This window comes from Psychroserpens sp. NJDZ02 (assembly GCF_004843725.1).
GTDB lineage: Bacteria > Bacteroidota > Bacteroidia > Flavobacteriales > Flavobacteriaceae > Olleya.
Genome location: NZ_CP039451.1, coordinates 3,639,738 through 3,653,316, shown reverse-complemented (window position 1 = coordinate 3,653,316; position 13,579 = coordinate 3,639,738). Strand labels below are relative to the sequence as shown.

15 protein-coding genes are annotated in these 13,579 nt (G+C 34.1%); 9 read left to right on the top strand and 6 right to left on the bottom strand.

Features of this window, described 5'->3' with window-relative positions:
- Positions 1–2: 2 nt before the first annotated feature.
- The 4 genes from E9099_RS16180 to E9099_RS16165 are packed head-to-tail and all read right to left on the bottom strand — an operon-like array spanning position 3 to position 4,512.
- Entirely contained in the window at positions 3–971 is a 969-nt protein-coding gene (locus tag E9099_RS16180; protein ID WP_136584558.1) for an ABC transporter permease, read from the bottom strand.
- A 28-nt stretch (positions 972–999) separates the two neighbouring features.
- The gene (locus E9099_RS16175) at positions 1,000–2,514 is read right to left on the bottom strand and encodes a sugar ABC transporter ATP-binding protein (RefSeq protein WP_136584557.1); all 1,515 of its coding nucleotides are present in this window, start codon (positions 2,512–2,514) and stop codon (positions 1,000–1,002) included.
- A gap of 18 nt (positions 2,515–2,532) precedes the next feature.
- Positions 2,533–3,597 carry a substrate-binding domain-containing protein gene (locus tag E9099_RS16170; protein WP_136584556.1) on the bottom strand — a complete coding sequence of 355 codons (1,065 nt, stop codon included), beginning with the start codon at positions 3,595–3,597 and terminating at the stop codon, positions 2,533–2,535.
- A gap of 33 nt (positions 3,598–3,630) precedes the next feature.
- On the bottom strand, positions 3,631–4,512 hold the full coding sequence (locus E9099_RS16165; RefSeq protein ID WP_136584555.1) for a hypothetical protein: 882 nt from the start codon (positions 4,510–4,512) through the stop codon (positions 3,631–3,633).
- A 263-nt stretch (positions 4,513–4,775) separates the two neighbouring features.
- Between E9099_RS16165 and E9099_RS16160 the strand changes: the two genes are divergently transcribed.
- The 9 genes from E9099_RS16160 (at position 4,776) to E9099_RS16120 (ending at position 12,535) form a co-directional block, all read left to right on the top strand.
- Complete coding sequence (locus E9099_RS16160; RefSeq protein WP_136584554.1) at positions 4,776–5,507, top strand: NUDIX hydrolase; 732 nt, start codon at positions 4,776–4,778, stop codon at positions 5,505–5,507.
- Between the two features lie 258 nt (positions 5,508–5,765).
- Positions 5,766–6,134, top strand: a complete 369-nt coding sequence (locus tag E9099_RS16155) for a DoxX family protein (protein ID WP_136584553.1) — start codon at positions 5,766–5,768, stop codon at positions 6,132–6,134.
- Positions 6,134–6,718, top strand: coding sequence for a TetR/AcrR family transcriptional regulator (locus tag E9099_RS16150; protein WP_136584552.1), 585 nt, complete (start codon positions 6,134–6,136; stop codon positions 6,716–6,718). Before E9099_RS16155 ends, E9099_RS16150 begins: the two co-directional genes overlap by 1 nt.
- A gap of 1 nt (position 6,719) precedes the next feature.
- Entirely contained in the window at positions 6,720–7,385 is a 666-nt protein-coding gene (locus tag E9099_RS16145; RefSeq protein ID WP_136584551.1) for an NAD(P)H-binding protein, read from the top strand.
- A gap of 17 nt (positions 7,386–7,402) precedes the next feature.
- Complete coding sequence (locus E9099_RS16140) at positions 7,403–8,035, top strand: NAD(P)H-dependent oxidoreductase (RefSeq protein WP_136584550.1); 633 nt, start codon at positions 7,403–7,405, stop codon at positions 8,033–8,035.
- 8 nt (positions 8,036–8,043) lie between these two features.
- Positions 8,044–8,460, top strand: a complete 417-nt coding sequence (locus tag E9099_RS16135) for an organic hydroperoxide resistance protein (protein ID WP_136584549.1) — start codon at positions 8,044–8,046, stop codon at positions 8,458–8,460.
- A gap of 11 nt (positions 8,461–8,471) precedes the next feature.
- Positions 8,472–9,470 (top strand): NADP-dependent oxidoreductase, encoded by a 999-nt coding sequence (locus E9099_RS16130; protein WP_136584548.1) that lies wholly within the window; start codon positions 8,472–8,474, stop codon positions 9,468–9,470.
- Between the two features lie 79 nt (positions 9,471–9,549).
- Entirely contained in the window at positions 9,550–10,710 is a 1,161-nt protein-coding gene (locus tag E9099_RS16125; RefSeq protein ID WP_136584547.1) for an iron-containing alcohol dehydrogenase, read from the top strand.
- Between the two features lie 1,018 nt (positions 10,711–11,728).
- A complete protein-coding gene (locus tag E9099_RS16120; RefSeq protein ID WP_205961002.1) occupies positions 11,729–12,535 on the top strand; it encodes a type 1 glutamine amidotransferase domain-containing protein in 807 nt (268 codons plus the stop codon).
- Between the two features lie 206 nt (positions 12,536–12,741).
- Here the strand turns inward: E9099_RS16120 and E9099_RS16115 are convergent, their stop codons facing one another.
- Together E9099_RS16115 and E9099_RS16110 are read right to left on the bottom strand one after the other, a co-directional pair.
- Entirely contained in the window at positions 12,742–12,933 is a 192-nt protein-coding gene (locus E9099_RS16115) for a cold-shock protein (RefSeq protein ID WP_028282170.1), read from the bottom strand.
- A gap of 283 nt (positions 12,934–13,216) precedes the next feature.
- Positions 13,217–13,408: a cold-shock protein gene (locus E9099_RS16110; protein ID WP_028282170.1), complete on the bottom strand. Its 192-nt coding sequence runs from the start codon at positions 13,406–13,408 to the stop codon at positions 13,217–13,219.
- Positions 13,409–13,579: the final 171 nt, after the last annotated feature.

Sequence of the window (13,579 nt, the reverse complement as noted above, 5' to 3'; positions counted from 1 at the left end):
GTTTATTTGCTTTCAAACCTTTGAAGTAAAACCGCAAATATTATAATTCCTCCTTTAACTACTTGTTGTGGGTATGATGGTACATTTAATAAGTTTAAAATATTCCCTATTAAACCTAAAATCAAAACTCCCATTAATGTATTTATCGCTGTTCCTCGACCACCATTTAAACTAGCCCCACCAATAACTACAGCTGCAATAGCGTCCAATTCCCATGACATCCCCATATTTGGCGATCCTAAATTAGTTCTAGAGGCTACAATTATTGCTGCGGTCGCTGCCAAAGCACCAGAAATAGCGTACACTAAAAACTTATACTTATTAACTTTAATACCTGATAATCGTGACGCTTCTTCGTTACTTCCAATCGCTATTATTAAGCGTCCAAACACGTTGTAACGCAACATAACCATAGCTACAATCACAATAAGAAAAAAGACGATAGCTATATTAGGAATCCCTAGTGTTGCGTTATTTGCAAAGTCTGACATAAATACCCCTCCTGCTGTCTTAAAAGTAACTGGAGAGCCCTTAGAATATATAAACCCTAAACCTCTAGCAATAGTCATTAAGGCTAAGGTGGCGACAAAAGGAGCCATTTTTTGATAAGCTACTAGATATCCAGAAATACTCCCCAAACCAAAACCAATAGCAATAGTAAATACAATGGCTAGTGGTAAAATTATAAGATTTATTAATATAGCAAAGGTGACTGCTAATAAAGCAACCATGGATCCTACAGACAAATCAATACCACCTGTTAGAATCACGATAAGCATACCAATACTAATAATACCTATACCTGACACTTGTTTTAATAAATTGGAAAGGTTTACTGATGTAAAAAACACATCAGAAATCAGTGCTGAAAACAGGACTAATAAAAGGAAAATAAATATGGTATTATACTTTACTAAAAACTTTAGTATGCCTCCAGGACTGCTTAGTTGTTCTTTTATTGTTAAAGCCATAACGAAAATGTTTTATTGTTTAGTTGTATTATTTTAATTGCTTACCGATAGCGTATCTTAATATGTTTTCTTCTGAAAATTGCGCTTTCTGCAACTCGCCATAAACCGTACCTTTATGCATCACTAAAATCCGGTCTGAAATTCCCATAATTTCTGGCATATCCGACGATATTACGACGACACCAACCCCTTTTTTAGCGACTTCATTTATTAGGTTGTAAATTTCAATTTTAGCACCAACATCAACCCCTCTTGTAGGTTCGTCAATAAAAATGACTTTACTATCGATGCTTAACCATTTTGCTAAGGCTACTTTTTGTTGATTTCCACCACTAAGGTTTTTAACATTAACCTCAGAACTTGGGGCTTTGATATTCAATTTTTCAATTAAACCCAAAACATTTTTATACTCATCATCCACCTTAATAAAGCCTAGTTTACCAGAAATAGACTTAAAGCTAGTCACGCTAATATTCCGTCTAATGGATAACGGTAAAAACACACCTTCTTCTTTTCGGTCTTCAGACACAAAGCCAATTTGATGCGTCGCAGCATCTACAGGAGATTTTGTTTTAATCTCTTTACCGTTTAATAATAAGGTGCCTGACTTCTTTTTATCCGCGCCAAAAATTAACTTAGCGGTTTCCGTTCTTCCACTACCTCCTAATCCAGCAATACCTAAGACCTCTCCTGGTCTTACAGAAAAAGACACATCATGCACTAGAGTCTCTTTTGCGGTTAAGTTTTTAACTTCAAAAATAGGATCGTGTCCAATCTCAACATCGCGTACTGGATACAAATCCTTAAGCTCACGACCAATCATTAAGCGAATAACACCATCCGTATCCGTATCTTTAACCGCCATACTTCCTGTATCTACACCATCCCTTAGAACCGTAATAGAATCTGCTATCTTAAAAATCTCGTCTAAATGATGTGATATATAGATGATAGAAATCCCTTGATCTCGTAATCTAAAAAGGTTGTCAAATAACTTTTTAATATCTGTTGGATCAAATACCGTTGTTGGTTCATCCAAAACCAACACTTTAGTATCTTCAGATAGTGCTTTTGCAATCTCTACGACCTGTTTTTGGACAATACTTAAATCTCTTACTTTGGCTGAAGCATCAATTTCAAAACCTAAAGAATCAATTAAGGCCTGTGCGTCATTTGTTATTTTATCCCAATTCATCCAAAACTTACTCGCCCCTAATTTGTGCAAATAGATATTTTCTGCAACCGATAAATCGTTTACTAAAGATAATTCTTGATACACAACACTAATCCCTAAAACCTGGCCTTCATGTGTGTTTTTAGGATTAATCTCTGTCCCATTTAAAACAACTCTTCCAGAATCTTTATGATGGACACCACTTAATATTTTAACTAAGGTTGATTTCCCGGCACCATTTTCACCTAACAACGCATGAATTTCTCCTGGTTTTACTTTTAGGTTAACATCTTTAAGTACTGAAACCACACCAAAACTTTTGGAGATTCCTGTCATTTCAAGACGGTATTTATTTTCTGAAGTTTTCATAATACATCGTCTTAAAGATTAAAATAAAGCATTTGGGTTGTAATACTTGGCAGCATTTTCTTTAGTAATCAATAAAGGTGCTGTGTACGATTTTTTATCAAAATCTCGTTTTCCATTCATATATTCTATGGCATGTTTGACAGCATTCTTACCAATTTGCACGGGACTATTCATGGCCGTACAACCATAAAAATCGGTATCCATTATATACTTTATCGCTTCCTTTTGTCCATCTGCTCCTGCTACTATTAAAATATCATCTGTTTTCTCAGCTTGAGCAATTGCTTTTATAGCACCCAATACACAAACATCTGATTCTGTGATAACCACATTAATATCTGGATGTGCCACTAAAATATCTTCCATCGCTTTTAAACCACCAGCATAAGACCATTCTGTATACGCTTGTGTTTTAACATTCAAATTTATTTTACCTTGTGTTCTTAACTGCTCTTCAGTAATCCCTTGCAACAACCCTTGTTTACGTGTTCTACCTACTGGGTTTCCAGCATTCCCACTTAATAAAGCAATATTCATTGGCGTATTACCCATTTTTTTTGCTAACCAAGCCCCAGCTAATTCACCATTAGCTAAGTTGTTAGATTGGATTGTTGTTACAAAATCTGCTGAAGGATTAATAGAACTATCAATTATAAAGACAGGAATACCCGCTGCTTTAGCCACTTTGGTTATTCCAACTAAAGCATCTGGATCTTTAGGGTTTAATAACAACGCATCAACACCTCTAGTAATCAAATCTTCAACCGCTGCTATTTGCTTATTAATATCATCCTGACCGTCTGCCGAGTAGAATATCATCCCATTTTTTTCTGTAGTCGATTTTATACTTTGTAATAAAGCTTGATAATACGGTGCATTTAACGAAGGCGTGCAATATCCTATTTTTTTACCGGTTAAATCTAAAGCACTTTTAAATATTTCGCCTCCATCATCTCCACTATTAGCAGTTGCTTTACTGGAGTCTAAATGCTCTACACAACTAGAGACACTGCTTATTAATGCCAATAATACTATTGGTAATAGTAGTTTATTAACTGCGATTTTTACGTTTTTAATTTTCATAATTATAACTATTAATTAAAGCATTATATACCTTTAAAATAAAGTAATATCTAATTGTAATACTGTTTTCTCTTGTTCAGGATTCCACATCACGGTAACATCCACCGGCAATTTGTAATTTTTAACGGCAATTGCTTTACTAAAGGTTGCACCTACATTTATAATATTTCCAGAACCTTCCGTATAAAATGTTTTATCCGTTATAAAAGACCAAGCACCACCTGCAAATAAAGATAGACTAGAGTTTTTGTTTTCCCAAACCTTACTACTCACTTCAAAATAATGTGTCCAAGACTCTTCTAAATCACCATCTACTTCAATTTGATAATCTCCAGAACCACCGTTAATAATAGTCGCAAAATACAATAGCGTGTTAGGTGTAATGTTGTAACCAAAATTTAAGTCCACAAAATTATACCCCTGTGTTTTATCGTAACTCCAATAATGTAATTTGTCACCTCGCTCCTCTACTCCTGTATAATTATTATGTGATACTGCTTCAATAAAAAACTTGTCAGAAAAACGATATTTAGTATATATCGAAAACTCTTTATATAAAGCACTAACAATTTCTCCTGTGTTAGTAACTATATCAGCTCCTGCAAAACTAGCGCCACCCCAAAAACCAAAAGTAAATTTTTCGTTTTTTGAATTATACTCAATATTTGTGGCTATTACAGCCCCTTGATGCACAACAAATCCATGCCAAGTATGCATGTTTTTTAGATGTGCTCCAATACTAAATGGTTCATAGTCGTTCTCTTCTATCGCCTCGTCAACGACTTCTTCCTGAGCAGCAACAGTATTAATACCTAAAAATAGTAATAGACCTAACGCTAATAAAAATACGTTTTTATTTTTATTTTTTCTAATAATTGAATTGTGGTCCAACAATGTTATTGTGCTTACGTTCATCTTATTATCGTTTTAAATTACAACTAATTTACAAACGTCATTTTTACGTTTGTTTTTCAAATGTATTATAAAAAAATTATAAAATCCTAATATTTGAATTAAAAAATATGTTATTTTAACTTTTAAGTATGCAATTTTACCCCTAAATTGCCTTTTTGATAATTAACAACGTCATAATAACATGTGTATAAATGACGTTTAATTAAAATAAGCGTACATTAGTAACTTTAAAATAAAGTCTCTCTTTTTAATTGAAATAGCGTATGGCACCAGAAAAAATTTTAAATATATCTGTAGATTGTGTTGTTTTTGGATATGATATCACCTCTAAATCCTTAAACGTATTATTAATACATCGTTTTTTAGAAACTGAAAACAAAGTACTAGTAGACGATTATGTTTTAACAGGATACCACGTCTATAAAACGGAAACCTTAGACGACACCGCTACGCGCGTTTTAAAAGAGTTAACGGGCCTAACCAATCAATATAAAAAACAATTCAAAGCCTTTGGGAATCCAGACCGGTTGATGAATGAAAAGGATTTAATATGGATTAAAAATGAAGAATTCAATCTAAGGACAGTCACCATAGCCTATTACTTTTTACTTAAAACTGAAGATGTTAATTTAGACAGTATCACAAACAAAGCCACGTGGTTTCCTATTGACAACCTACCAGAATTAGGTTTTGATCACAAAAAAATTATACTTGAAGCCTATGACGATTTAAAAGTAAAATGTCTTTCAGAACCTATTATATTTAAATTACTCCCTGATAAATTTACTATTAACGAAGTCCAAGATTTATACCAATCCATTTTGAATATAGATATTGATAACAGAAACTTTAGACGTAAATTAATTAACAAAAAGTATATTATTGCATTAGACGAAAAACAAGTTGGTGTTTCAAAAAAACCAGCCCAACTCTATATGTTCAGTAAAGATATTTACGATAAGATGTTTAGTAAAAATTACCTGATAAGCATTTAGTCTTTAGCATCAGGCTAATTAAAATTAAGGGTCATGATAATTTATATACACAATAAAACAGAGAGATTCTAGCAAGATATGGCATGGTACACTACTTTTACAATCCATTTAGATCAAGCCAACAACTATCTATCTTACAACACACTACAACCCTAGCGCTTTAACAAAAATGTAACATGTCTTCATTTTATAATTCTTTGTTAAAAAAAAGAATGAACATTCATTTTTAAGTATCTTTGCACAGATAAAACAAAAAAAATGAAACTAATTTGGACGGTATTAAAAGTATTACTCGCTGCATTTATCATATATGCAGGAAGCCAACATTTTATTAAACCAGCGTTTTTTAATGCCTTTGTACCTGATTTTTTAATCTATAAAACAGGTATAATTTATGCTTCTGGTGTTATTGAGGTGCTTTTAGGTCTTTTATTACTTGTGCCAAAATATGCTAGCAAAGCGGCTTTTGGTATTTTTATTTTAATGCTTCTTTTTCTACCAATACATGTTTGGGATGTGTTTTCTGATACACCCGCTATTGGAAGTCATCAGGCCGCAATGATAAGATTACCGATACAGTTTGTTTTAATTGCTTTGTCTTATAAACTTTATAAAACTAACGCGTAATGGCAAAACTTCAAAAAAGTATTGATAAACGTAACGCATTGATTAAAGCAACCATTGAGTTGGTAAACAACAATGGATTTCACGCGACACCAATGAGCAAAATAGCTAAGATGGCTAACGTCTCTCCTGCTACTATTTATCTGTACTTCGAAAATAAACAAGATTTAGTAAATAAGACTTACGTCGAAGTCAAGGCCAAATACACCAAATATGCATTTGAAACTTATGATGCTACCATGTCGGTTGAAGCTGGTTTTGAATTAATATGGACACGTATTGCCGATTTTAAACTTAAAGAGTGTGATAACGCCTTGTTTTTGGCACAATGTGATAACACACCAATGATTGACGAATGCAGTAGACAAGAAGGCATAAAACACCTACAACCGCTGCTCGATCTTTGGCAACGTGGTAGACAAGAAGGGATTATAAAACCATTGTCAGACTATTTATTATACGCCTACGCGATAAACCCTTTATCATTTTTAATGATGACGGAAAAACGTGGTGCTTTTAAATTAGACCAAACCCATTTAGACGAAGCCTATCAATCTGCTTGGAGCAGCATAAAAGTTTGTAGTTAACATGAAAAAAACAGCAATCATATTAGGAGCCTCAGGTTTAACTGGAGGTCTTTTACTCGACAAATTAATTAAAAACGAAGACTATTCAGAGATCAAGTTGTTTTCTCGTTCTAAAATTGAAGGATTACCTAGCAAAGTCATACAATTTATAGGCGATTTATTGGATTTAGACCAATTTAAAGCTGATTTTAAAGCACACCAAGTCTTCTGTTGTATAGGTACAACCGCTAAAAAAACGCCAGATAAGTCCGTTTATAAGCAAATAGATTATGGTATCCCTGTAGCAGCAGCAAAACTAGCTAAAGCCAATGGTATAGATACATTTTTAGTCGTGTCGGCATTAGGTGCTAACCCAAAGAGTAGTCTATTTTATAACAAAACAAAAGGCGAAATGGAACGTGATGTTCTTAAACAAGACATTCAAAAGACATTTATACTACGCCCGTCATTAATTGGTGGTGATCGCAAAGAGTCCCGAACCTTAGAAAAAATAGGATTGGCTTTGTTTAGGATCATTCAACCGTTATTTATTGGGAAATTAAAACAATATAAAATCACTGATCCAGGAAATATGGCACAAGCCATGATCAATTTAGCAAATAGTACAAGTCATGCCGAAGTCATTATTACTTCAAACGATATTAAAAGAATTACTAAAAACAATTAAAAAAATAAATTAACCTTATGGAATTATTAGACAAATTAAATTGGAGATATGCTGCAAAAGCAATGAATGGCGAAAAAGTAGCAGAAGATAAAGTAGAACGTATTTTAGAAGCAGCTCGCTTAGCTCCAACTTCTAGTGGTTTACAACCTTTTGAGATTTTTGTTGTTAAAAATCAAGATATTAAGGAACAAATTAAGCCTGTGGCTTGGAATCAATCGGTAATTACAGACTGTTCTCATTTATTAGTCTTTGCTGCATGGGATACTTATACTCCAGAGCGTATTAACCATATGTTTGATTTAACTAACGAGATTCGTGGTTTCGAAAACGAAGGATGGGAAAATTACCGTCAAATGTTATTAGGTATGTATCCTCAAAAAGATCCAGAAGAAAACTTCAACCACGCTGCAAAACAAGCTTACATCGCTTTTACGGAAGCATTAACCGCTGCTGCTTTTGAAGGTGTAGATGCAACGCCTCTAGAAGGCTTTGAACCAGATGCAGTAGATAAAATATTAGGCTTACGCGAAAAAGGACTACGTAGTGCTGTCATGTTACCTATTGGTTATAGAAAAGAAGATACAGATTGGTTAGTAAACTTAGTAAAGGTTAGAAAACCTATGTCAGAGTTAGTGACCGTAATTGAATAATTATTAAAATGAAAGCAACTAATTACACAGCAATAGCTACCGCTAAAGGCGGAAGAAGTGGTCATGTAAAAACAAATGATGGTGTCTTAGATTTAAAAGTATCTGTCCCTGTCGAGTTTGGTGGTCAAGACAACGGTTATACCAATCCAGAGCAATTATTTGCTGCTGGTTGGGCTGCCTGTTTTGATAATGCCCTTATCATGGTTGCTAAAGCTAAAAAAATAGAATTAGAATCTACAACAACTGTAGAGGCTACTTTAGGCGCACTAGACGATGGTAGTTTTGGATTGTCAGCAGTCATAAAAGTCAAAATTGATAATTTACCGACTGAAGACGCTAAAAAAATTATTGAAGGCGCACATCGTGTTTGCCCTTATTCAAAAGCGACTAAAGGAAATATAAATGTTGAAATCATTCAACTTTAAAATTAAACATCATGATTAAAACCATAGTATTAAATAATAGACCGGAAGGAAAACCTACGGTTTCAAATTTTGAATTCACGTCGGAAGACAAAACATTAGACATCACTTCTGGAGAAGTCCTTTTAGAAGCAGCTTACGTTTCTGTAGATCCTTACTTAAGAGGACGCATGAGCGACGCTAAATCTTATGTCCCTCCTTTTCAATTAAACAAGCCAGTACAATCTGGTGTAATTGCTAAAGTCATCGCGTCTAAAAACGCTGATTTTTCTGAAGGTGATTATGTTTCTGGACTATTAGACTGGTCTACACAACAAATTTCTAATGGTGAAGGGTTAAATAAAGTCGATGGGTCTAAAGCGCCTCTAAGCACGTACTTAGGTGTTTTAGGAATGACAGGATTAACTGCATATTTAGGTTTAACTCAGATAGGCAAACCAGTTAAAGGTGAGACGATTGTAGTTTCTGGAGCTGCAGGAGCTGTTGGTAGTGTTGTTGGACAAATAGCAAAAATATTAGGACTTCATGTTATAGGAATTGCAGGTACCGATGAGAAGATTGACATGCTAAAAGACAAATTTGGTTTTGATGCAGGTATCAATTATAACACGAGTACAGATATTAATGCGGACTTAAAAAAACTAGCACCAAATGGTGTTGATGTTTATTTTGATAACGTTGGTGGTCCAATATCTGATGCTGTATTATTCAATATCAATCATTTTGCTAGAATCATTATTTGTGGTGCCATCTCTGTGTATAACGAAACGGAATTACCTAAAAGCATTAGCGTACAGCCCTTTTTAGTAAAAAATAGTGCTTTAATGCAAGGGTTTATTGTATCAAATTATGCAGATAAATTCACAGAAGCCATGCAAAAATTAGCTGGATGGTTAGCGGACGGTAAATTAAAGTATACTGAAACCATAGTAGACGGTTTTGATAATATCCCAACTGCTTTTATCGATTTATTCGAAGGTAAAAACAAAGGAAAAATGATTGTCAAAATCTAAAGAATCCACTCCTGTCTCATATAGTGGACTTTAAGTGTGTTTTGATAAAAGAAAAAAGAACGAATTAAAAGAAAAGAAGATGAACAATTTTGATTTTAAAAATCCTACTAAAATTATTTTTGGAAAGGATACGATAGCAAAAATAAAAGAAGAAATCCCTCAAGACGCCAAGGTATTACTACTTTATGGTGGTGGGAGTATTAAGAAAAACGGAATATACGACCAAGTTAAGACAGCATTAGCTAGTGTTGACGTTGTCGAGTTTGGTGGTATTCCTGCCAACCCAGAGTACGCGACTTTAATGGAAGCGTTACAGGTTATTAAAGACCAAAACATTACGTATTTACTAGCTGTTGGTGGTGGTTCTGTAATTGATGGGACTAAATTTTTATCCAGTGCTGCACGCTATGATGGCGATACACCATGGGATATTTTGACAAAAAATATCAGAACTGAAAAAGGAATGCCTTTCGGAACTGTTTTAACATTACCAGCAACAGGATCGGAAATGAATTCTGGCGCCGTAATTACAAGAGCAGAAACTAAAGAAAAATTAGCTATGGGTGGTCCTGGTTTATTTCCTCAGTTTTCAATTTTAGACCCTCAGGTGATACAATCTATTCCACAACGTCAATTAGCTAATGGACTTACAGATGCGTTTACACACGTCTTAGAACAATACATGACGTATCCTATTGGTGCTTTATTACAAGACCGTTTTGCGGAGAGTATTTTACAAACCTTAGTCGAAGTTGCTCCAACAGTACTAAAAGATCCTACAGACTATAAAGCGGCTTCAAACTTTATGTGGAGTTGCACGATGGCACTAAATGGATTAATACAAAAAGGAGTACCTACAGACTGGGCTGTTCACGCTATTGGTCATGAGTTAACGGCTCTATTTGGTATCGATCATGCCCGTACATTAGCTGTGATTGCTCCAAGCCATTACAAGTTTAATTTTGAGGACAAGAAAGAAAAATTAGCACAATATGGTGAACGCGTTTGGAATATTACCGAAGGTAGTACAGAAGACAAGGCTCATACTGCTATTGAAAAAACAGTTGCTTTTTTCCATGAATTAGGTATTGATACTAAATTATCAGATTATACTAAGGATTATGAAGGTACTGCTGAAAAGATCTCTCAGCGATTTACAGATCGTGGTTGGACAGGATTAGGAGAACATCAAACATTATCTCCTGATAAGGTTGAGAAAATAGTAAAAATGGCTTACTAAATATAAAACGTCACAATGGGTGCGGTCGGAATGCTATAAACGCAACATTCTAAGGTTTTCGACTGCGCTCAAACTGACAATGGTAGTTTAAATTACAAGTATTATAGTAACATAATTGTCACATTGAGCGAAGTCGAAATGCTAACAAAACATAACTGTAATAGGTTTTCTACTGCGCTCAAACTGACAATAGTAGTTTAAATTACAAGTATTATAGTAACATAACTGTCACATTGAGCGAAGTCGAAATGCTAACAAAACAAAACTGTAATAGGTTTTCGACTGCGCTCAAACTGACAATGGTGGTTTAAATTAGAAGTATTGTAGTAACATAACTGTCACATTGAGCGCAGTCGAAATGCTAGCAAAGCATAACTGTAATGAGTTTTCGACTGCGCTCAAACTGACAAGAGTGGTTTAAATTATAAGTATTATAGTAACACAACTGTCATATTGAGCGTAGTCGAAATACTAGCAAAACAAAATTGTAATAGGTTTTCGACTGCGCTCAAACTGACAATGATGGTTTAAATTATAAGTATTATAGTAACATAACTGTCATATTGAGCGCAGTCGAAATACTAGCAAAAGCATAACTGTAATGAGTTTTCGATTGCGCTCATACTGGCATTAGTAATCGCATTAATAATGATTATAAAATAGTACAACTGTCATATTGCCCGCAAGTCGAAATGCTAGCAAACTAAAACTGTAATAGGTTTTCGACTGCGCTCAAACTGACAATAGTGGTTTAAATTATAAGTTACTTATTATAAAACTGTAATATCAATAAAGGTCACATAACAATACAACTGTCACATTGAGCGCAGTCGAAATGCTAGCAAAAGCATAACTGTAATAGGTTTTCGACTGCGCTCAAACTGACAATAGTAATTGCATTAATAATGATTATAAAATAGTACAACTGTCATATTGCCCGCAAGTCGAAATACTAGCAAAACAAAACTGTAATGAGTTTTCGACTGCGCTCAAACTGACAATAGTAGTCGCATTAAAAATGAATGTAATAAAAGCATTAGCGTTAACGCTAACAATAGTAACAGCATCAAGCTGTAACAACAACACAAACAAAACACCTTCTGAAAAAGTTTCAGAAGTAAAAACAGAACTAAAAAAAGAAAAAACTATGAAAGTATTATTTGTATTAACCTCTCACGATCAATTAGGAGACACAGGAAAGAAAACAGGATTTTGGGTTGAAGAATTCGCAAGTCCATATTACTCATTATTAGATAAAGGTGCCGATATTACAATCGCGACTCCAAAAGGAGGTGCTGCACCAATAGATCCAAGTAGTGATTCTCCTGATGCTGCTACCGAAGCTACAGACCGTTTTAATAAAGACGATGCTGCAAAAGCTAAGATTGCAAACACTAACAAATTATCAGATATTAATGCTGACGATTTTGACGCTGTATTTTATCCAGGAGGTCACGGACCATTATGGGATCTAGCAAACGATGCAACATCAATTGCTTTAATCGAAAAATTTAACGCTCAAGAAAAGCCAGTTGCATTTGTATGTCACGCGCCTGCAGCCTTAAAAGGTGTTAAAGGAACGGATGGAAAACCATTAGTAAATGGTAAAAAAGTAACAGGATTTACTAATACAGAAGAAGCGGCTGTTGGATTAACAGATGTTGTCCCATTTTTAGTGGAAGATATGTTAGCTAAAAACGGAGGTATCTACTCTAAAAAAGAAGATTGGGCAGCTTACGCTATTCAAGATGGTAATTTAATTACTGGACAAAACCCAGCATCGTCTGAGTTAGTTGCAGAAAAATTATTAGAAAGCTTAAAATAAGCTTCACTTTATATACTAGTAAAAAAGGTTGCCCATTTGGACAACCTTTTTTTTGTTTGTAACACGCGGCTAAAACCAGTCTAACACTTTAGTAAAACTGATCTCAGCTTTAGTAAAGCACTATTTAACTCGGGGTTAAGTTTAGTGCAAAAAAAAAGGCTACCTTTATAGGTAACCTTTTTCTTGAATTGTACTGAATATATATCTTAGATAACTTTTACGTTAACTGCGTTTAATCCTTTGTTTCCTTCTTGTAAGTCAAATTCAACCTCATCACCTTCTCTAATCTCATCGATTAATCCAGAAATGTGTACGAAATGATCTTTATCAACTCCTTCTTCAGTGATAAATCCAAATCCTTTTGTGTCGTTGAAAAACTTTACTGTACCTTTACTCATCGTAATATAATTTATTTTATTAATACTTAATAGATTACAAAGATAATGCCATTAATTTACAATTCGCTTTTTTTCTTGTTTATTTTTTGTTTTTATTAAAAAAAGTTATAAAACCCCTAAATCACCCGCTACATCCTCTCCTACTAACCACCTCTTTTAGTCCTATTTCATAGACTTCAAACGCCCTTAACACTAGATGTAACAAAGCTTTTGAAACATTATGGCATAAAAAAAGGCTACCCGTTTGGATAACCTTTTTCTTGAATTGTACTGAATATATATCTTAGATAACTTTTACGTTAACCGCGTTTAATCCTTTGTTTCCTTCTTGTAAGTCAAATTCAACCTCATCACCTTCTCTAATCTCATCGATTAATCCAGAAATGTGTACAAAATGATCTTTGTCTACACCTTCTTCTGTGATAAATCCAAATCCTTTTGTGTCGTTGAAAAACTTTACTGTTCCTTTACTCATTGTAATATAATTTATTTTGTTAATACTTAATAGATTGCAACAATGATGCCACTAATTAAAAACAGGTGTTTTAATACTATAATTAAGTCAAAGGACTTTCTTGACTTTGGTTTTACAACCACGTAGAGATGACCAATAGTTTTTAAGCACAAAAAAAGGCTACCTTTATAG

Coding starts and splice junctions, on each gene's coding strand:
- E9099_RS16180 (WP_136584558.1), bottom strand. CDS start 971: ATGGCTTTAACAATAAAAGAACAACTAAGCAGTCCTGGAGGCATACTA.
- E9099_RS16175 (WP_136584557.1), bottom strand. CDS start 2,514: ATGAAAACTTCAGAAAATAAATACCGTCTTGAAATGACAGGAATCTCC.
- E9099_RS16170 (WP_136584556.1), bottom strand. CDS start 3,597: ATGAAAATTAAAAACGTAAAAATCGCAGTTAATAAACTACTATTACCA.
- E9099_RS16165 (WP_136584555.1), bottom strand. CDS start 4,512: ATGAACGTAAGCACAATAACATTGTTGGACCACAATTCAATTATTAGA.
- E9099_RS16160 (WP_136584554.1), top strand. CDS start 4,776: ATGGCACCAGAAAAAATTTTAAATATATCTGTAGATTGTGTTGTTTTT.
- E9099_RS16155 (WP_136584553.1), top strand. CDS start 5,766: ATGAAACTAATTTGGACGGTATTAAAAGTATTACTCGCTGCATTTATC.
- E9099_RS16150 (WP_136584552.1), top strand. CDS start 6,134: ATGGCAAAACTTCAAAAAAGTATTGATAAACGTAACGCATTGATTAAA.
- E9099_RS16145 (WP_136584551.1), top strand. CDS start 6,720: ATGAAAAAAACAGCAATCATATTAGGAGCCTCAGGTTTAACTGGAGGT.
- E9099_RS16140 (WP_136584550.1), top strand. CDS start 7,403: ATGGAATTATTAGACAAATTAAATTGGAGATATGCTGCAAAAGCAATG.
- E9099_RS16135 (WP_136584549.1), top strand. CDS start 8,044: ATGAAAGCAACTAATTACACAGCAATAGCTACCGCTAAAGGCGGAAGA.
- E9099_RS16130 (WP_136584548.1), top strand. CDS start 8,472: ATGATTAAAACCATAGTATTAAATAATAGACCGGAAGGAAAACCTACG.
- E9099_RS16125 (WP_136584547.1), top strand. CDS start 9,550: ATGAACAATTTTGATTTTAAAAATCCTACTAAAATTATTTTTGGAAAG.
- E9099_RS16120 (WP_205961002.1), top strand. CDS start 11,729: ATGAATGTAATAAAAGCATTAGCGTTAACGCTAACAATAGTAACAGCA.
- E9099_RS16115 (WP_028282170.1), bottom strand. CDS start 12,933: ATGAGTAAAGGTACAGTAAAGTTTTTCAACGACACAAAAGGATTTGGA.
- E9099_RS16110 (WP_028282170.1), bottom strand. CDS start 13,408: ATGAGTAAAGGAACAGTAAAGTTTTTCAACGACACAAAAGGATTTGGA.